This is a genomic window from Capnocytophaga canis (assembly GCF_000827555.1).
Classification (GTDB): domain Bacteria; phylum Bacteroidota; class Bacteroidia; order Flavobacteriales; family Flavobacteriaceae; genus Capnocytophaga; species Capnocytophaga canis.
Genome location: NZ_CDOI01000140.1, coordinates 1 through 20,752, shown reverse-complemented (window position 1 = coordinate 20,752; position 20,752 = coordinate 1). Strand labels below are relative to the sequence as shown.

General features: G+C 35.8%; 14 protein-coding genes. 6 read left to right on the top strand and 8 right to left on the bottom strand.

Going from position 1 to position 20,752, the window contains the following annotated elements:
- Positions 1 to 99 precede the first annotated feature (99 nt).
- From CCAND38_RS04940 to rsmA, 3 genes are read left to right on the top strand one after another with little or no spacing between them, the layout of a single operon-like run.
- Complete coding sequence (locus tag CCAND38_RS04940; RefSeq protein ID WP_042344136.1) at positions 100 to 1,581, top strand: DUF5687 family protein; 1,482 nt, start codon at positions 100 to 102, stop codon at positions 1,579 to 1,581.
- A gap of 6 nt (positions 1,582 to 1,587) precedes the next feature.
- Positions 1,588 to 2,286 (top strand): ABC transporter ATP-binding protein, encoded by a 699-nt coding sequence (locus CCAND38_RS04935; RefSeq protein WP_042344135.1) that lies wholly within the window; start codon positions 1,588 to 1,590, stop codon positions 2,284 to 2,286.
- 45 nt (positions 2,287 to 2,331) lie between these two features.
- Positions 2,332 to 3,099, top strand: a complete 768-nt coding sequence (rsmA, locus tag CCAND38_RS04930) for a 16S rRNA (adenine(1518)-N(6)/adenine(1519)-N(6))-dimethyltransferase RsmA (RefSeq protein WP_042344134.1) — start codon at positions 2,332 to 2,334, stop codon at positions 3,097 to 3,099.
- 300 nt (positions 3,100 to 3,399) lie between these two features.
- Here rsmA and infB read toward each other — a convergent pair whose 3' ends face one another.
- The 4 genes from infB to CCAND38_RS04910 all read right to left on the bottom strand — a co-directional run bounded on the left by infB (position 3,400) and on the right by CCAND38_RS04910 (position 10,158).
- Positions 3,400 to 6,294 carry a translation initiation factor IF-2 gene (infB, locus tag CCAND38_RS04925; RefSeq protein WP_042344133.1) on the bottom strand — a complete coding sequence of 965 codons (2,895 nt, stop codon included), beginning with the start codon at positions 6,292 to 6,294 and terminating at the stop codon, positions 3,400 to 3,402.
- A 123-nt stretch (positions 6,295 to 6,417) separates the two neighbouring features.
- A complete protein-coding gene (nusA, locus tag CCAND38_RS04920) occupies positions 6,418 to 7,653 on the bottom strand; it encodes a transcription termination factor NusA (RefSeq protein WP_042344132.1) in 1,236 nt (411 codons plus the stop codon).
- A gap of 11 nt (positions 7,654 to 7,664) precedes the next feature.
- The gene (gene rimP, locus CCAND38_RS04915) at positions 7,665 to 8,132 is read right to left on the bottom strand and encodes a ribosome assembly cofactor RimP (RefSeq protein WP_042344131.1); all 468 of its coding nucleotides are present in this window, start codon (positions 8,130 to 8,132) and stop codon (positions 7,665 to 7,667) included.
- A 196-nt stretch (positions 8,133 to 8,328) separates the two neighbouring features.
- Positions 8,329 to 10,158, bottom strand: coding sequence for an SLC13 family permease (locus CCAND38_RS04910; protein WP_042344130.1), 1,830 nt, complete (start codon positions 10,156 to 10,158; stop codon positions 8,329 to 8,331).
- Between the two features lie 195 nt (positions 10,159 to 10,353).
- Between CCAND38_RS04910 and CCAND38_RS04905 the strand changes: the two genes are divergently transcribed.
- On the top strand, positions 10,354 to 11,013 hold the full coding sequence (locus CCAND38_RS04905; RefSeq protein WP_042005426.1) for a DUF4294 domain-containing protein: 660 nt from the start codon (positions 10,354 to 10,356) through the stop codon (positions 11,011 to 11,013).
- A 74-nt stretch (positions 11,014 to 11,087) separates the two neighbouring features.
- Here CCAND38_RS04905 and CCAND38_RS04900 read toward each other — a convergent pair whose 3' ends face one another.
- A complete protein-coding gene (locus CCAND38_RS04900) occupies positions 11,088 to 12,704 on the bottom strand; it encodes a S8 family peptidase (RefSeq protein ID WP_042344129.1) in 1,617 nt (538 codons plus the stop codon).
- Between the two features lie 315 nt (positions 12,705 to 13,019).
- Between CCAND38_RS04900 and CCAND38_RS04895 the strand changes: the two genes are divergently transcribed.
- Both CCAND38_RS04895 and CCAND38_RS04890 read left to right on the top strand, forming a co-directional pair.
- On the top strand, positions 13,020 to 13,835 hold the full coding sequence (locus CCAND38_RS04895; RefSeq protein ID WP_042344151.1) for a helix-turn-helix domain-containing protein: 816 nt from the start codon (positions 13,020 to 13,022) through the stop codon (positions 13,833 to 13,835).
- Between the two features lie 91 nt (positions 13,836 to 13,926).
- Positions 13,927 to 14,535 carry a DUF417 family protein gene (locus CCAND38_RS04890; protein ID WP_042005431.1) on the top strand — a complete coding sequence of 203 codons (609 nt, stop codon included), beginning with the start codon at positions 13,927 to 13,929 and terminating at the stop codon, positions 14,533 to 14,535.
- 72 nt (positions 14,536 to 14,607) lie between these two features.
- On the opposite strand, the gene uvrA is transcribed toward CCAND38_RS04890, so the two are convergent.
- The 3 genes from uvrA to CCAND38_RS04875 all read right to left on the bottom strand — a co-directional run bounded on the left by uvrA (position 14,608) and on the right by CCAND38_RS04875 (position 20,179).
- A complete protein-coding gene (gene uvrA / locus CCAND38_RS04885) occupies positions 14,608 to 17,367 on the bottom strand; it encodes an excinuclease ABC subunit UvrA (RefSeq protein ID WP_042344128.1) in 2,760 nt (919 codons plus the stop codon).
- Between the two features lie 119 nt (positions 17,368 to 17,486).
- On the bottom strand, positions 17,487 to 19,667 hold the full coding sequence (locus tag CCAND38_RS04880; protein ID WP_052458131.1) for a S9 family peptidase: 2,181 nt from the start codon (positions 19,665 to 19,667) through the stop codon (positions 17,487 to 17,489).
- A gap of 155 nt (positions 19,668 to 19,822) precedes the next feature.
- Positions 19,823 to 20,179: a DUF6787 family protein gene (locus CCAND38_RS04875; protein ID WP_042344127.1), complete on the bottom strand. Its 357-nt coding sequence runs from the start codon at positions 20,177 to 20,179 to the stop codon at positions 19,823 to 19,825.
- Positions 20,180 to 20,752: the final 573 nt, after the last annotated feature.

The following is a 20,752-nucleotide window of genomic DNA, read 5'->3' as shown; positions in this document are numbered from 1 at the left end:
TTTTTAAAGTCCTAAAAGTTTAATTTATAAGCATAAAAATAGTGCTTTAATGAAATACCAATACACGAATAATAACCTTTACACCTTTACATTTAAAATATGTTTAAACGTTTTTTATTTCTCGAATGGAAATCATTTTTGCGTTCAGCTAGTTTCAGTAAAAACTTGGCAGTAAAGATTTTATTGGCTTTTTCAGCTATTTATTTTATTATCATATTTTTTTCCTTAGGAATAGGACTGTATCCACTCTTGAAAGAAGCATTTCCTGAACAAAAACCGATGCTAATTGTCAATATGTTCGTAGTTTATTGGTTCTTAGCAGAATTTTTCGTTAGGTTCATGTGGCAATCACTTCCTATTATAAACGTTAAACCATTATTGATCAATAATATAAATAAAAAAAGAATCATTCGATTTTTACTGACAAAAACTCTCTTTTCACCATTTAATTTTTTTACTCCTTTGTTAATATTCCCTTTTGGGGTGTGGAACATTTATGTAGGAGATTATTCTTTGGTCAGCATCTTGTGCTGGTGGATAGCCATTTTGTCATTGATGTTTAGTGCTAATTTTCTGAACTTTCTGTTGAATAGATATTTCTCTGACAATATCAAAAAATTGTTCCCATACGTTGCAATTGTCCTAATTCTAGTAGGATTAGAGCGTTTTGATATATTTAAAACATCTCATTTTATAGGAAATTTAATGGATATATTGCTAGAACAATTTTATTTTGTTGTTATTCCAATAGCCTTATGTTTTCTTACATACAAATTAATTTTCAATCACTTACGTAAAAGTTTTTACTTAGATAACGTATTAAAATCAAAGAACAAAACCGTAAGTACTGCCGATTTCGGTTGGGTGAGACTTTTTGGGGATATAGCTCCGTTTTTACAGCTTGATTTGAAGCTTATTTGGCGGAATAAGCGTAGTAAATCTGTTATTTGGACGATGCTGTTTTTCGTTTTTTACGGACTTCTTTTTTATCCAAATCCTGAGATAGGTAAGTCTTTTTTGTTTTCAATTTTTATTGGAATTTTCTTATCAGGAGTCTTCTTAATCAATTTCGGGCAGTTTATTCCTGCATGGGACAGTACTTATTATTCAATGCTGATGGCTCAGAATATTTCTATGAAACAGTATGTTAAGTCCAAAGCATACTTGATTTATGGCTCTATATTGTTGCTCACACTACTTACTATTCCCTACGTATATTTTGGAAAACATATTCTGCTGGTGAATTTAGCTACAGCCTTGTACAACCTTGGTGTAAACGTGCCCATACTACTTTACATGGGTGCATTTAACAAAAAACGAATTGATTTGGACAAATCTACCATGATGAACTACCAAGGAATGGGAATCGTTCAATGGTTGTTAGCGATTCCTTTTCTCGTCTTTCCTTTATTGATAGGTTGGCTATGTAAATCAATCTTCGATGAAACATGGGCAATCATGATTCTTGCAGGATTAGGATTCATAGGTTTCTTATGTAGAGAATACTTTTTTGAATTTATTGCAAACAAGTACAAATCAAGAAAATACATTACCATTAACGGATTTAAACAACAAGCATAAACCTTTATGATACAAGTACATAACCTCAGCAAAACGTATAACGGAATAACTGTTTTGAATATTCCCGAACTGACTATTAACAAAGGAGAAAGTTTCGGGCTTGTAGGTAACAACGGAGCAGGAAAAACTACTTTTTTTAATCTACTACTCGATCTTATTGAACCTTCGACGGGAAGTATCACTAATCGTGGTATTCAAGTAAATCTTAATGAAGAATGGAAACCGTTTACTACTGCTTTCATTGATGAGAGTTTTCTTATCGGATATTTGACCCCTGAGGAGTATTTCTATTTTGTTGGAGAACTTCGCGGACAAAACAAAGCTGACGTTAATGATTTTTTGACGCAATATAAAGAGTTTTTCAATGATGAGATTTTAGGTTCACGAAAATATTTACGCGACCTTTCCAAGGGAAATCAGAAAAAAGTAGGTATTATTGCTGCACTTATCGGCAATCCTGAAGTTGTGATCCTTGATGAACCATTTGCTAATCTTGACCCAACAACTCAAATACGCCTCAAACGTATTATTAAAGAACTATCTGAAAATAACAATATTACAATACTTATTTCAAGCCATGATTTGCTTCATACGGTTGAAGTAACTTCTCGTATTGTAGCTCTAAACAAAGGAATAGTAGTTAAAGATATACAAACCTCTGACCAAACCTTGAAAGAATTAGAAAACTTCTTTGGAGTAGAGTGATTTAAAAGTAATCTTCGTATTTTATTACCAGAAAGACAAAAATATATGGATACCGTTAAGGCAAAAAAACACTTTGGACAGCACTTTTTAAAGGATTTAAATATCGCTCAAAAAATAGCAGATACCTTATCCCTTTCGGGGTACGAAAAGGTACTGGAAATAGGAGCAGGTATGGGAGTTTTAACTCAATTTCTATTGCAAAAAAACATTGATACACACGTGGTAGAAATCGACCGTGAATCGGTAGCTTACCTTCAAAAACATTTCCCCGAATTGGAGAATAAAATTATCGCTGCTGACTTTTTAAGCTATGATATTGCTTCTTATTTCAATCATAAGCCTTTTGCCATTATAGGAAATTTTCCATATAATATTTCTTCACAAATTGTCTTTAAAACATTAGAATTAAGAGAGTTAATACCCGAATTTAGTGGAATGTTTCAAAAGGAAGTTGCTGAACGTATTTGCGAAAAGGCGGGAACAAAAACCTACGGTATTTTGTCAGTACTTGTACAAGCCTTTTACGAAGCCGAATATTTATTCACGGTGTCAGAGCAGGTTTTCAATCCTCCCCCAAAAGTAAAAAGTGGGGTACTGCGATTAGTTCGCAAACAAAAATTTCATTTGGATTGCGATGAGAAGTTATTTTTTACTATTGTTAAGACAGGATTTCAACAACGGCGTAAAACGCTTCGCAATAGCCTTAAATCCTTTCTCAGAGATGAATCAATAAAAAATAATCCTATTTTTGATAAACGTCCAGAACAGTTGTCATGGGAAGATTTCGTATATATAACCCAAATATTAACGTAAAAAAGGATATTTAATATGTTATCTTTAATGTTAAAAAACTTAAAGATAGAAGTGTATCCTGTATTAAAAATGACATTTTTTAGATAAGTTCTGTATTCATACGGAAGAATCAAAATTCCGTTAGAACCAATTTGTAACAGATTCTACATAAAGGAATTGAAGAGAAGTAATCTCTAATTATGAATATATCAATAATGTAAAGATTACTTCATCATAGTTTTATACTCCATACTTTTCTATTCGTGAGAATAAAGACATCTTTCAAATGTCTTGGAAAGTCTTTTTTTGGTTACAAAAATCTTACAATTTCTTTTTCACAGCGACTTCTTGGAATGCTTCTAATACATCGTTTTCTTTGATGTCATTATAGTTTTTCACTTGTAACCCGCAATCATATCCTTTAGAAACCTCTTTCACATCATCTTTGAAACGTTTTAACGAAGACAGTTCTCCCGTGTAAATAACCACACCTTCGCGGATAATACGTATTTTTGAATTGCGATAGATTTTTCCATCGGTAACCATACATCCTGCAATAGTTCCAACTTTTGAAATCTTGAATAACTCACGAATCTCGACCGTACCGGTAACTTCCTCTTTGAATACAGGCGAAAGCATTCCTTCCATAGCATCTTTGAGGTCATTAATTGCATCATATATAATTGAGTAAGTGCGGATATCTATTTCTTCTTTGTCAGCTAATGCACGAGCGTTCGCCATTGGTCGGACATTAAATCCGATAATAATCGCATCCGAAGCTGATGCTAATAATACATCTGATTCGGTAATTGCTCCTACTCCTTTATGAATAATTGACACTTGAATTTCTTCTGTTGAAAGTTTTTGGAACGAATCCGTCAAGGCTTCTACCGAACCGTCTACGTCTCCTTTTAAGATGATATTCAACTGCTTGAAATCTCCCAAAGCAATACGTCTGCCAATCTCGTCTAAAGTGATATGACGTTGTGTACGTACTGATTGTTCGCGCTGTAATTGAGCTCGTTTAGCTACGATTTGTTTTGCTTCACGCTCATCTTCAAACACATAGAATTTATCTCCTGCCTGTGGGGCACCATCTAAACCTAAAACCGAAATCGGAGTTGAAGGACCTGCAGTTTTTACTTTTTTACCGCGTTCGTCGTGCATCGCTCTGATTTTTCCAGAGTTTGTTCCTGCCAATACATAATCTCCAACCCGTAGAGTTCCTGTTTCAACTAATACTGTCGAAACATATCCACGACCTTTGTCCAATGATGCTTCTACAACAGTTCCTAAAGCTCGTTTGTTTGGATTGGCTTTTAACTCCAGTAATTCAGCTTCAAGTAGTACTTTTTCTAATAGTTCTTGAACGCCAATTCCTTGCTTAGCAGAAATGTCTTGCGATTGAATTTTTCCTCCCCAATCTTCCACCAAGAGATTCATTCCAGCCAAACGTTCTTTAATCTTCTCAGGATTTGCTGTAGGTTTATCTATCTTATTGATAGCGAATATAATAGGAACTCCCGCTGCTTGTGCGTGGCTGATAGCTTCTTTGGTTTGTGGCATTACATCATCGTCGGCAGCTACTACGATAATAGCAATGTCCGTAACTTTTGTTCCACGGGCACGCATCGCTGTAAAGGCTTCGTGTCCCGGGGTATCCAAGAACGTAATTCTTTCCCCACTTTCAAGTTTTACGCTGTAAGCACCAATGTGCTGCGTAATCCCCCCACTTTCTCCTGCAATCACGTTTTCCTTACGAATGTAGTCCAAAAGTGATGTTTTTCCGTGATCCACGTGTCCCATAACAGTTACGATTGGAGCTCTTGGAATCAAATCCGTTTCCTCATCTTCTTCCACAGGGATAGATTCCTCAATATCAGCGGTTACAAATTCAACCTCATAGCCAAATTCATCTGCTACAATGGTCAACGTTTCAGCATCCAAACGCTGGTTCATCGTTACCATAATTCCCAGTGACATACACGCTCCAATAACCTTATTGATAGGTACGTTCATCATCGTAGCTATCTCATTTACAGTAACAAATTCTGTTACTTTTAAGATTTTTTCTTCTTGTTCTAATTGAGCTAACTCACTTTCGGTTTTCTGACGGTGTAAGTCGCGTTTTTCTTTTCGGTATTTAGCTCCTTTCGACTTAGTAGCTTTTCCTTGTAATTTTTCTAAAGTTTCACGTACTTGTTTTTGTACTTCCTCTTCGGTAGGTTCTACTTTTGCAAAAGTTTTCTGCTTTTTATCCTTTCCTTTACCGTCTTTTTTGTCTTTGTGAGGTGATGATGAGGCTACATCATCTTTTTTGATACGCTTACGTTTGCGTTTTTTGTCGCCACTTTCATCCTCTTTAGGAGCATCTGTATTGACTTTTTCCTTGTCTTTACTACCTTTGTCTTTTTTCTTTTTCTTCTTTTTCTTATCGAATTGACTTAGGTCGATTTTTTCTCCTACAACCTTCGGCCCTGTCAATTTTTGATATTGTGTTTCGATTACACCTACTTCAGGCTCTTCCTTTTCCTGATTTTTGGCAGTATCGTTTTGGGGTTTTGAATCTTTTATAATATGTTGATTAAGTGATTGATACTTATCGTTTTGAGTGTTTTGGGATTTGTTTTTTTGAGGGAATTCTTTTTTGCTATCTTGTTTATTTTTGTTTTTTTCAAACGTAACTAACTCTTTTTCAGTAACTTCTACAACAGTTTCCTCTTGAGTAGCTACTATTTCTTGAGGCTTTTCTTCTTTTTTCTCAACAGGTTGAGGTGTATTTTCTGTCTGTGCAACAGTTTCTTTTTCAGTAGATTGTTTGATTTTATCAACAACTTTTTCGGATGATTTATTTTCTTTTTTAGGCTCTAAATCAATCTTTCCTACCGTTTTGATTCCCACAACTGTACCTCGGGCTTTGATAACCTCTTGTTCTTGTTGTTTGCGTTTTTCCTCATGTTCTTTTTCTTGCTCAATTCGGATAGCTTCCCTTTCTTTTCGTTGGTCTTGAACGATTTCTTTGGAAGCCTCGCGCTTATTTTTATCAGCGTTGAACTTGTCAGAAAGCATTTTGTATGCGTCTTCCGAAATCTTTGTATTCGGATTCGACTCCACTTCAATTCCCTTATCCTTTTTAAGATAATCCACAGCTGTCTCTAAAGAAATATTAAATTCCCTTAGAACCTTACTTAATCGTATATTTTTTCCCTCACTCATATATTATATTTATTTGCTTTACGCTATAAGCGATAGGCTTAGGATTTGAACCTATGGCTTACTTTTAATTTTATGTTTTAAGCACTCCTTATGTGCCATATAACTTCGCTTTCACAGCACGGTCTATTCAAACTCGTCTTGTAAGACGCTGATAACTTCACGGATGGTTTCTTCCTCTAAATCAGTACGTTTCATTAACTCAGTGATGTCTAATTCCAAAATACTTTTAGCGGTGTCTAATCCTGCTTTTTTGAATTCTTCGATCACCCATCCTTCGATTTCGTCATCAAATTCTTCTAACTCAATATCCTCTTCGTCATCTATGCCATCTCTGTATACGTCAATATCGTATCCTGTCAATTGACCAGCCAAACGGATATTGTAACCCGCTTTCCCAATCGCTTTTGACACCTCTTCGGGTGATAAAAACACTTGAGCTGTTTTATTTTCTTCATCCACCGTAACTGAATTTACTTTTGCAGGAGCCAGTGATCTAGCAATCAACAAATTTGGATTACTTGTATAGTTGATAACATCAATGTTTTCGTTTCCTAACTCACGAACTATTCCATGTATTCTAGCTCCACGAACACCAACACATGCACCCACCGCATCAATACGGTCGTCATATGAGTCTACAGCTACTTTAGCCTTGTCACCAGGAATCCGAACCACTTTGCTAATAGTAATGAGTCCATCGGCTACTTCAGGAATTTCTTGTTCAAACAAACGTTCCAAAAACACTGGTGATGTTCTCGACATAATGATTGACGGTTTGTTACCTTTTAGTTCCACTCCTTCAATCACTCCACGTACGTGTTCACCTTTTTTGAAAAAATCCGATGGGATTTGTTTCTCTTTTGGCAAAACGATTTCGTTGCCTTCGTCGTCCAAAAGGATAATAGCTTTATGTCTAATATGATGAACTTCAGCGATATAAATTTGACCAATTAAATCTTTAAATTTACGATAGATGGTAGTACTGTCATACTCGTGAATTTTTGAAATCAAATTCTGACGCAATGCTAAGATAGCACGGCGACCCAAGTCGTTGATTTTAATTTCCTCTGATACATCCTCTCCCACCTCAAAATCAGGCTCAATTTTTTGAGCTGCCGATAATTCGATTTCTTGATTAGGGTCTTTCACTTCTCCATCTTCCACAACCACACGATTTCTAAAAATCTGTAAGTCCCCCTTATCTGGGTTAATGATTATGTCAAAATTGTCATCTGAACCATATTTCTTTTTCAAAGTATTGCGAAATACCTCTTCCAAAATCGCCATTAAAGTCTCACGGTTGATAAGTTTATTATCCTTAAACTCTGAAAAAGACTCTATTAATTCAAGATTGTCCATAATAATTTCGATTAAAATTTAATGATTACTTTCGTTTCTTTTATATCACTTAGAGCTATCTGAAGCTCTCTTTTTACAGTTATTTTCCCTTTCCCCACAGGTTTAGGCTCACGTGTTTCGGTTTCTAAAATTACATTCCCATCAACAATACCTTTAAGCAGAGCTTCATGTTTTTTACCATCATTTTTCAACACTTCCACAGTGCGACCAATGTTTTTTTGATATTGCCTCTCCAAATGGAAAGGTTCCGTAGCTCCGAATGAAGTCACTTCGATTGAAAAATCAATCTCTTCACGATCTAAATTATGTTCCACAGAACGACTTAAGGTTATGCAATCGTCAATTCCTACGCCGTTATCACCGTCAATTACAATTCGAACGGCATTGTCCTTCGACACTGATAAATCTATCAAAAACAACGCTGGATTTTCACTTAAAGCATTGTCTACTAACTCTTTAACCTTTTCTATTAATTTCATTTTGTATAAAAAGAGGGGACTTTATGTCCCCTCCCATCCTCGTTTATAGGTGCAAAGATACGTTTTTTTCTAAAAAACAAAAAATAAAGTTGAAATATTTTTAAAAATTGAGAACTGTATGTGCTAAAATTAGCTAAGTGTACAGTTTTCGGAAACTAAAATAAAACCAACTAAATAAATTGTTGTTGAAACCTGATTAAAAAGGGAACAACAAAGGCAACAGGAACACAAAAACGATTCCCATAATAATTTGTAATGGAGTTCCTATGCGAACGTAGTCCATAAAGCTATATCGTCCTGCCTGCATTACCAACGCATTTGGAGGAGTTGAGAAGGGGGAGGCAAAGCATAAGCTAGCTGCTATGGCAACTGCAAACAGAAACGGATAGGGACTGACTCCCATACCTTGCGCGGCGTTTAAAGCAATTGGAGCAAATAAAACAGCTGTGGCTGTGTTGCTGATAAAAAGAGTAAGCAAAGATGTGCTGAAGTATACACCTGCCAACAAAGCATAAGGCCCAAAAGATCCCAGTTGATGAATCAATCCATTTGAAATTAGGGAAGCAGCTCCAGTGTTTTTAAAAGCAGTTGCCATCGGTAACATTGCTGCTATCAGTACAACGGTCTCCCAATTGATACTGTTGTAAGCCTCTTCCATATTTCGTAAACAGCCCGTGACGACCATCAATACTGATGCTACTAAAACTGCAGTGACAGTAGGGATAACGTTAGTTACCATTGCTACGACCATTGCCAACATTATCAGTGCAGCAATTGGAGCTTTTTGGTCAAGGGTTACTTTAGCAGCCTCTTTTAATGGTTGCCCTAACAAAACCAAATCATCCTGTAAATTGCCTATTTCCGCAATGTCTTTCCAAGTACCTTGAATCAGTAAAGCATCACCTGAATGAAGTTTTATGTTTTGAAAATCATCGCGCTGATATGTTGTTTGCCTTTTTATGCCTAACACACTAACGTTATATTCCTCACGAAAACGAGCTTCACGAATGGTATGATTTATCAGTTTTGAGTTCGGCATTACAAACACTTCAGCGATACCGGATTCTTGGAAATCAGAAAAAGTTCCCTCTTTATCTTCTTCGATCGTAAGTCCATTTTCTGTTGCAAAACGATGAATATTCTCCTCACTCCCATTGCAATAGACAACATCTCCATGTAAAATCAAGGAGTTGGGAGTTGCCATTATTTCTAAATATTTCTTACCGAAGCCCGAAGCACTGGTTTTGCGAGTGATTTTTGTAACAGTGATTCCGTAATTCGTGGCAATTTTCAACTCTGCCAATGATTGGTTTAGTAATGGCGTATCCTTTGGAATTTTAAATCGGAAAGCCTGATGATTCAATCGGTATTCATCGACCAATTCTTGTAATGTTTTTCCTTTTTTCGTAGAGTTTGTAGCTCCATCTGTTTTAGTATCTACTAAATATTTACTCAAGAAAAACATTCCTATTCCACCCACTACCAGACAAATAAGTCCCACAGGGGCAAAAGAAAAGAAAGAAAGTGGCTTGTAACCTCCATGGGTGAGTACATCTTGGATAACTAAGTTTGGTGGGGTACTGATTAGTGTGAATAATCCCATACTACTAGCGAATGCCAGTGGCATTAAATAGCGAGAGGGATTCAAGTTAGCACTCGCAGCCATACTCACAACAATAGGCATCATCACCGCTACTGTACCTGTATTACTCACGAAAGCTCCAATAGAAGCTGTTACTAACATTACCAAAAAGAACAACAAATTCTCGTTATTACCTGCCAAACGAAGAATACGGCTACTTATCATTTTTGCTAATCCTGTGCGAAAAATACCTGCTCCAACCACAAAAAGCCCCACCATCATGATGACTACTGAATTTGAAAATCCTGCCAGAGCCTCCTCTGGAGAAAGTATCTTAAAAAACATCAAACACAGCAAAGCACAAACTGCTACTAAATCAGAACGTACTTTTCCTTGCATAAAAAAGAAAGAGGCTAAAGCCAAAATGAATAACGTGAGATACATCGGTGAAAATAAACTATCCATAAGCAAAATACATTTTCGTAAACATTTTTTTCTAAGATCCCGACAACAAATATACAATTTTATTTCGAAAAAACATTTGAAAAAAAATGAATTTTGTAACAGAAAAATGGATATGGTGTGATTTTTGGTACTTCGCATTATAGTTTGTATTTTTGTTGGCTGAAATAATTTTATATGAGAGAAAAAATACTTTTGACGATATATGGATTGGGGTTTGTCTTCTTTAGTCATGCTTACGCACAGCATGATACGATTGGAAAACCACATTATCAACTTATTGATACAATCCGTTTGAGTGATGTGTATGTTTTTGAGCGAGCAGAACGCACATTTCCCAATGAAGAAGCTCGAAAGCAATATTTAATTTTACGAAATCGAGTTAGAAAGGTGTATCCGTATGCGAAAATGGCTGCCGATCGGTTGTATGTTATGGAGCAAACGATGGATACGATGAAAAATAATCGCACAAAAAAAACGTATGTTAAGCGTACCCAAAAATATATTGAAGACCGATTTACAGACGAATTGAAGCAACTTTCTCGTTCACAGGGGCGTATTTTAGTAAAACTGATTCATCGGCAAACGGGAAGAACCGCCTTTAATTTAGTAAAAGAACTTCGAAACGGTTGGAATGCCTTTTGGTATAACAACACTGCATGGCTGTATGATATTTCACTAAAAAGTGAATATAATCCTGCCGAAGTTGAAGAGGATTATTGGATCGAGGAAATTTTGCTTAGAGCTTTTGCTCGAGAGGAATTGGAGGAGCAAGATCCCGCTTTCCTTATTGATTTTGAAAAAATATCACAGGAGCGAAGGAATCGACGTAAGTGATTCTTATCACAAAAACAAAGAAAGAGGCTGATTTTTTAGATTTCAGCCTCTTTCTTTGTATATTTTTTTTATACCTATTTTCGTAAACTCATTTTCGCTGCTAAGATGATAGCATTACGAGCGTTAACAATAGTACCGGAGGTTGAAAGTTCAGAGAAAGGAACTTTCTTTTTATTCTCTCCCTCACCTACTTTTACTTCTAAATTTGGTTTAACTCCCGATTGCATAATTACTTGTTTTACCTGAGCTGCTGTTAAGTTTGGAAAATAAACTCTAATCAAAGCTGCAATTCCAGCCACCTCAGGCGAAGCCATAGAAGTTCCTTGTAAAAATTTGTAATTATTGTCAGGTGTAGGTGCGTAAATTTTCACTCCAGGAGCAAAAACATCCACATTTCTTTTTCCGAAATTTGAGAATGAAGCTACTAGATTTTCGTTGAACATATAGTTCAAAGCTCCTACTGTCAAGAAGTTATCTGAAATTTCTTTACCATTTATTTCATCATTCGGATAAGTATCTTCTACATCAATATCTTTGCTATCATTTCCTGCTGCATTTACAATCAACACATCTTTTGAAGCGGCATATTTTATAGCTTCATACACTTTATCCTTGTGAGGAGAAAGCCCTTTTCCAAAACTTGTATTGATTACTTTAGCTCCATTATCAGCTGCATAACGAATGGCAAAAGCAATATCTTTATCGTATTCGTCTCCATCAGGAACGGCACGCAAAGCCATAATCTGTACATTATTTGCTACTCCATCAATTCCAATACCATTGCCACGTTCAGCTGCAATGATTCCTGCTACGTGTGTTCCATGTAATGACTCCTCCAAATCAGGCCCTATTACGTTGTTATTTCCGTAGCCTTTTTTGGAAAAATCATTTTCATCGTCTTTTAAAATCGTTTTACGAGGATGAAAATTCAAATTCAAATGATGCTTTAACTTTGAGTCGTAGTATTTAGCAGCATTATTAAAATCTGATTTTAAAACATTTACATCTTCTACACGATTAAACATTTGTTGCATAAATTCAACATATTGAGCAATAGTATCGTCCGATGTTTTTAGTTGAGCAAGATCAGATTTGGTATAGTTCGTTTTTTTCAACTCCTTAGCTAACACTTCATCAGCTGATAAAATCATCTGATACAATTGTTCCATGTAAGCTTTTTCTTCTAAAGTCTCGTTATGTTCTTTTTCGTACATTTTCTTTGCCTTTTCGAACAAAGGATTGTTTTTGTCCTTGGTTTTATAGATACGAACATACTCTAAATTTTCATGGTTAACATCTCCCAAGAAGTTCCATCCATGGATATCGTCTACGTAGCCATTCTTGTCGTCGTCAATGCCATTGTTTGCAATTTCATTTGGATTTGTCCATACCACATTTCTCAAATCTTCGTGATTAATGTCAATTCCAGAATCAATCACCCCAACAATCACTTTTTGCTTTGGCTTCATTTTTTTCAACAAATCATAAGCCCCGCCCAAGTTCATCCCCGGTAAGTTGGCCGAATAACTTTCATGAGGCCATGTTTTTAAATTGTCTTCTGCTAGTTTCCCTACAGATGTATAGGAACTTGGAGCCACATCAAGGGAAGATTTGCTCACCTTAGACACAGAACTGCAACTCGCTAAAACGAAAGCTGTTGCAATCATTAATAAAGATTTTTGAGTATTCATTGTATTTTTTATTGATATAATTAAAATATTTTTGCAAAGGTATATATTTTTTTAGTTCTATGACTATTTTTAGTAATATAATTCAATCGTTTTCAGGAAAATCTGTATCAATTTCTTTTTGTTGAAATTTGTTTTTTAAAGTTCAAAAGTGATTTAATATTTATGCGTTGAATATTGATTTTCAGTATTATATTCCTAATATATAGAAAAAAAAATCAAAAATAAGTTTACTTTCAAAATCGAGACATTTCCCACTCAAAAATTTTGCCAAAATCCTAAAAAAAACTATTTTTGTTCAACGAAATTTTATTGCGTATGAATATATCAATAAAAAATAATATCACACAACAACTCAGAGAAGGGTTTAGCGTAGAAAATTATTGTATTTTTTTGTTTGTAGGTAGCGGTGCTTTTTCTGTAAATTCAGTCGATTTTGAATATGATGGACATACGATTTTGTTCTTATCACCCTATCAAAAAATACAATTTTTGAAAGAAATACCCGGAGAAGTTGAAGTGTTGCAGTTCCATGGCGATTTTTATTGTATTGAATACCATAAGGAAGAGGTGGCGTGTAACGGACTGTTATTCAATAATATTTATATGCAACCTCACATTCAACTATCGGAAGAACATTTCAGCGAAATAAAGTCAATTTTTAAACGGATAAAAACCGAATTAGGAGAGAAAACGACGTATTCTCAGGCGGTGTTACGATCATATTTACAGCTGATTTTGGCACTTTCAAGTAAAGATAAAAGTTTAATTTTGAAAGATTTAATGCTGAAAGTAAATAACAGTATAGGGTTGGATTTTCAAAAAAACTTAGAAACTTATTTTCTGACCGAACGTAGTGTAGCTTTCTATGCCGATAAAGCTCATCTTTCGGTGGATACTTTCAGTAAAAAAATTAAACAATTATTTGAAAAATCTCCTGCCAAACTCATTCAAGAACGCATTGTTTTAGAGGCTAAAAAACAATTGCACTTGACCTGTAAGTCAATCAAAGAAATTGCTTTTGAAATGAATTTTGAAGATGAATTTTATTTCAGTCGGTTTTTCAAGAAAGCCGTTGGATTGTCTCCAAAGCATTTTCGGGAAACGGTAGGAATTTCTGTTGTAGCAAAATAATCTATGTAAAACCCTTTTTTGTCCATTAGGTATGTTTAGCGATATAACTACTTTTGCAAACCAAATTAGTAACATATAAATTTATAATACAATGAAGCAATTACTTACGTTTTTAGCTGGTAGTCAGCGTAATTTTGTAAATTACATCCGAGTAGCAATCTTTATCGTGATGGCTTGGATTGGAGGATTGAAAGTCTATCAATATGAGGCTGATGGCATTGTTCCGTTTGTAACAAATAGCCCTTTTATGAGTTTCTTTTATAACAATACAGGCAAAACAGCCGTAAATGACAAAGGAGAAACTGTTCCTGAATATGTTTTACACAAAAATCCAGAAGGAAAAATGGTAGCTAAAAATATTGAATGGCACAAACAAAACGGGACATATACTTTTTCCTATGGGCTGGGAGCTATGATTTGCCTCATCGGGTTATTGACCTTATTAGGAATATGGTCTCCAAAAATCGGACTTTGGGGAGGATTGTTAACTTTTGGAATGTCAATTGTCACACTCTCATTTTTAATCACAACTCCTGAAGTATATGTGCCAAATTTAGGAGGTGATATGCCAACACCACAACATGGATTTCCTTATCTTTCAGGTGCTGGTCGCTTAGTATTGAAAGACATAATCATGTCAGCGGGAGGTTTGATAGCTGCTTCCGATGCGGCTCAACGTCTGTTGAAAAAAGAAAAATAAAATTCTTAGTTTTATTTATGAAAATAAAAAAGAGGTTACTGGAAAGAATCAGTACCCTCTTTTTTCATTCTCTTACATCACCTGTTTCAAATACGTTGCTGTGTAGCTTATTTTGTTTTTAATCAATTCTTCAGGAGTTCCTTCGGCAATAACCGTCCCCCCTTTATCACCTCCATCTAACCCTAAATCAATCACATAATCAGCTGACTTTATCATTTCTAAATTGTGTTCGATAACTACTATCGAATGTCCTTTTTCGATAAGAGCTTGAAAAGAGGAAAGCAATTTATGTATATCGTGGAAATGTAAACCAGTGGTAGGTTCATCAAAAATAAACAACACCTTCTCTTTACTTTCCGATTTTACCAAAAATGAGGCCAATTTAATACGTTGAGCTTCTCCACCCGAAAGCGTTGAGGATGATTGTCCCAAAGTTACGTATCCTAGTCCAACATCTTGCAGAGGTTTTATTTTTGCACTGATTTTATGTTGTTTATGTTGGTCAAAGAAAATGATAGCATCGTCAATGGTAGTATTGAGCAAATCATCAATAGTTTTGCCTTCGAACGAAACTTCCAACACCTCTTTTTTGAAACGTTTTCCACCACATGCTTCACACGGTAAATGTACATCTGCCATGAATTGCATTTCGATAGTAACTTCGCCTTCGCCTTTACACACTTCACAACGTCCACCATCTACATTAAATGAGAAGTGTTTTGCTTGGAAATTTCGCAATTTTGATAGTTTTTGAGAAGCATACAGATTCCGTATGTCGTCATACACTTTCAAGTAGGTAATCGGATTGGAACGCGACGATTTGCCAATCGGATTTTGATCAACGAACTCCACCGACTGAATGTGTTTGTATTTTCCTTCGAGTTTAGTGAATTGCCCTACTTTATCTCCGTTTATATTCAATTCTCGCAACATAGCCGGATATAAAATCTTCTTTATCAAAGTCGATTTTCCACTTCCTGAAACTCCTGTAACTACTGTGAGCATATCCAAAGGAAGAGTTACATCAATATTTTTTAGATTATTTTCACGGCAACCAATCAATTTTATATAGTGCGGAGAGGTACGCCTTCGCTTTGGCAATTCAATACTCATCTTCTTACTGAGATATTTCCCTGTAAGTGAATCGGCTGTAAGTATCTGTTCATATGAACCTTGAGCCACTACCTCACCACCGTGTGTACCTGCTTTTGGGCCGATATCGATGATATGGTCGGCGGCTTTCATAATCTCTTCATCGTGTTCCACTACGATTACCGTATTTCCTAAGTCACGCAATGATTTTAGTACGCCGATTAATTTTTCCGTGTCTTTGGGATGTAAACCGATGCTGGGTTCATCCAAGATGTACATGGAGCCTACTAAACTACTCCCCAGTGAAGTAGCTAAGTTAATCCGCTGACTTTCACCACCCGAAAGGCTGTTCGATTTTCGGTTTAAAGTCAAATAGTTCAGACCAACATCCGATAAAAATTGCAATCGATTTTCAATTTCAATAAGTAAACGCTTAGCTACATTTTTCTCATATTCAGTAAGTTGTAAATTTTTGAAAAAAATCTGTAATTCCTCAATCGAAATATCAACCAAGTCAGAGATACTCTTACCTTGGATTTTTACATATTCAGCTTCTTTGCGTAGACGTTTTCCTTCGCACTCTGAACATTTCGTTTTTCCCCGATAACGAGCCAACAACACCCGATTTTGGATTTTGTAACTTTTTTCTTCAAGTTCTTTAAAAAAGTCGTCCAACCCCGTAAAATACTTATTGCCTTTCCAGACTATTTTTTTTTCTTCCTTCGTAAGTTCAAACCACGGTTTATGTATTGGAAAATCAAATTTATAGGAATTGTTAACCAGTTGATCTCTAAACCAACTCATTGTTTCGCCTCGCCATGGAAAAATACAATTATCGTAGACCGAAAGACCCGTGTTAGGGATAATCAAATCTTCATCCAGACCAATCACATCTCCATAACCATCACATTTGGGACATGCTCCATACGGATTGTTAAAACTGAATAAATGAACGTTTGATTCTAAAAAATCAATCCCATCCAATTCAAATTTATTACTAAAACTAATTCGTTTACCACTTTCAACTTCTTGTATAAAACATTCTCCTTTACCTTCAAAAAAAGCTACTTCAACGGCATCGGCCAGTCGATGTTGAAAATCCTCATTGTGTTGTACGATTACCCTATCCACAACTAACGAAAAATCAGAAGTCACTTGACCTTCTTGAATTTCGTCAATCCGAAGGATTTCATTTTGGTACAAAATCCGCAGAAATCCTTGTTGCAGTAGCATTTGCAATACCTGATAAATCGTTCGTTCGCTCGGAATATGGATAGGAGCCAGCAGTAATAATTTTTCTCTTTCGCGATATGCCAAAACAGCATTAACAACATCCGTAACGGTGTGTTTTTTAACTTCTTGTCCTGAAATGGGCGAAAAAGTTTTTCCAATACGAGCAAAAAGCAGTTTCAGATAGTCATATATTTCAGTAGAAGTCCCTACGGTGGAACGTGGATTAGAGGTATTCACCTTCTGTTCAATGGCAATTGCAGGAGCGATGCCTACAATGTTGTCGACCTTAGGTTTGTCCAATCGTCCTAAAAATTGCCTTGCATAGGAAGACAGACTCTCTACGTAACGTCTTTGTCCCTCTGCATAGAGCGTATCGAACGCCAAACTTGACTTTCCTGATCCCGAAAGCCCTGTGACAACCACTAATTTATTGCGAGGGATGCCAACCGTTACATTTTTTAAATTATGGAGCTTTGCCCCTTTTATGATGATTTCTTGGGTTTTCATTCGGATTAGTTTTGTTATTTAGCTACAAAAGACTATGGCAATACCCGTAAAAAACAGTGATGTATGCCATAGTCTGAGTTTAATGAATAAAAAATTCTCAATACTTTTTGTTATGCGAACTACTTGTTGTGCTGTTTGATATACTCCAACATTCGGATAACCAAATTTGCATTATCAACTCCTCTAACCCCGTGTCCATGCATTGGATAAATCGATAAATCAACCATTTTTCTTTTGCTGATTGATTCTTGTATGATAGACATTACATGTTGAGGTACAACAACATCATCCACACTCCCGTGAACGAAGAGTAATTTTCCATTTAGGTTATCCAAATATTTCCCCACACGACTTTTTTCGTATCCCTCGCGGTTCGAAATGGGTGTGTCCATGTAGCGTTCGCCATACATTACTTCGTAAAACTTCCAATCGGTAACAGCTCCTCCTGCTATGGAAGTCGTAAAAACATTGGGGTGACGAAGCATTAAACTTGAAGCCATAAATCCCCCAAAACTCCATCCGTGAACAGCAATCCGCGAATCGTCAACGTAGGGCAATGATTTCAAATATTCCACTCCTGTAAGCTGATCCTGAATTTCAATATCGCCCAATCGGCGATGAATTACACTTTCAAAAGCAAAACCTCTATTGGCACTTCCTCTGTTGTCTATGGTAAATATGATATATTGTTCATTTTCAGCGAAAAAAGGCATCCAAAGATAAGAACCAACTCCCCATGAATTAGTAACTAACTGAGCGTGAGGGCCTCCATAAACATACAACAAAACAGGATATTTCTTTGTTACGTCAATATCCCTTGGTTTGTGCATCTTTCCATACAGTATTGTACCGTCGTTGGCTTTTATTTCTACAAATTCGGTACTGCTCACAGCTACGCCTTCTAGCGGATTTTTAGCCTCTAAAATAGTGATGCTTTTAGTTGATTCTGTGTTAATTATGTCAATTTTATTTGGAATGGAAATACTGCTGTACACGTCTATCAAATATTTTCCATCCGAACTGAGTTGGGTTTTATGCGTCCCATTTACCTTTGTTAATTGTTGAATTTTCTTCGGATTAGTCAAATCTATTCTAAACGTATGTTTCTCTCGAGGGTCAGTTCCTGTTCCAGAGATGTATACGTATTTCCCTTTGCTGTCGAACCCTAAAATATCTTGCACTACCCATCTGAAGCTTGTTAATTTTTTGATCAGTTTTCCTTCCGTGTTGTAGTGGTAGAGATTCATAAATCCGTCACGTTCACTCATCCACAAGAATTCATTATTCTTATTTGGCAGGAATACAGCGGGATTTTCTGGTTCCACCCATTTATCGTTTTTCTCCTCAAAAAGCGTGTTTACCTTTTTTCCAGTAGCAACATCGTATCTATTTAACCAATAGTAGTTCTGATCTCTATTGATTTCAGCGATGAGTACATATTTTTCATCAGGAGACCACGATAGGTTAGTCAGGTAATGCTCATCGGTGGTGTCAATATCCAAATATATCGTTTTATGTGTATCAACGTTAAAAATTCCGATTGATGCCTGTTCGCTTTTTTGTCCTACCATCGGATATTTTATAATTTTAGGAACTGCTGGATGCGTATTGATATCTACGAGCGGATAATCGGTTACGTTGCTCTCATTTTTCTGATAGAAAGCCAAAAAATTACCTTTTGGTGACCAAAATGTACCTTTTTTGATACCAAACTCTTGTCTATGGATAGACTGCCCTGAAACGATATTTTTATCAGAGTGATTGGTAATCACAATTTTTTCATTATTAGCTATCGCGAGGTATAAATTATTTCCGATGGTATAGGCTACCGCATTCCTTTCTCTATTAAAATCTTTGTTATCAGCTTCTTGTGGGATGCGAATGCTCCCAGTTTTCTTATCGCTTTGATAGTCATAGATATGGTACGTGTTGTCAGCTTCAAAGATGAACTCTTTTTCGTCAATATACCCGATTGAAGGTAAACGCTTTAACTGTGGATAGTTTTTCATCAGTTCATCTCCCAAGGTTCTAATTGTTTTACCATTAGCATCGATGATGTTAAACTTTCCGTTAGAACTATGAATCCATTGGTTCGTATTTTTTATCCATTGCAAATCATAATAATTTTCTGGATATAGCAAACTGTATCCTTGTGGTGCATCTGGATTTTTGTAGTATCCGAAAATTGCGTCTTCAATCGTGATTTTTTTTAAACCAACATTCGATTGATTTGTGATTCCTTGCTGAGCAAAAGTCGTTAAAGAACTCACGAAGAGCCATAAAAGTAAGTGCTTTTTCATTTGTAAACATTTTTATTTTTCTCATTTCAAACGCAAAACCTAAAAAATTAAATCTTGTTATAATTCAACCGATTCATAAATTCGAAAAGAGTAGGCTATCGCAAGACAAATCTTAGAACTTCCGTAATAAAATGAAATTTGTAAAATTTAATAGATTAATTATGTATTTGTGTTGTTTTTTTCGAATCTTTTTCCTCAATTTGCTCCTGAGGGTTTTCTATTTTTTTTGGTCTGATGCCGAGCATTTTCTTCTCGAAAGCCCAAAAAAAACGGAATTGCCCCAAAAGAGTTCCTACTATTAACAATGTAATTTGGTATATTGGCAGAATCACGATTAACCGAAGTGTCCATGCTAGAATAGGATGTAAATTATTGAAATCCAAGCCTATGTAATCACAAAAAGGACGAGATATTTTCGCAGACAACGAACCTGTGATTGTAAAAGTTATTAAAATAAGCCAAAATTGCGTATTGGAAGTTACATTCCAACGTTGTTTTAGTTTTCGGAGCATTTATGTATGTTTTTATTATTGCTGTAGCGACGTACCAAGACGCAAAGGTATGTAATTGTTAGCAATATATCAAATACGTTTTTTTATTAATTTACACAACTATCCAAAACTTTTAAAATAAAAGTTGCCTGAGAATGTCGTATATTTGAAAAATTCCCATTTTTCAATTATGGCACTCTTCAGGCGAAGCAAAAATACAAATAAACCCGTAATCAGACAGATTTTGGATCTCATTCCTGCGATTCCGCACAACAAACAAGTCTGCCCTTGTAAATAAAGGGTTGACAAGGGTTTTTATGACGTTTTCAAAAAACTTTCGGACGGCTGTGGTGGAACTCAATAATATTTTTTTAGTTGTTTAATCCTGTATCATTTTTTCAGGACGAGACAAGGCTACGCCCCGAGCTTGCGAACAGCACCGCTCCTTTGAAAAACAAAAAACTCCAATCATTGCTGATTGGAGTTTTAACTTAAAGAAGGCGACGGTTCGACCAAAGGGACACGCCGCACCTTAGCATAAAAAAAATCCGTTTCATATTGAAACGGATTTTCAATTAAAGAAGGCGGCGACAT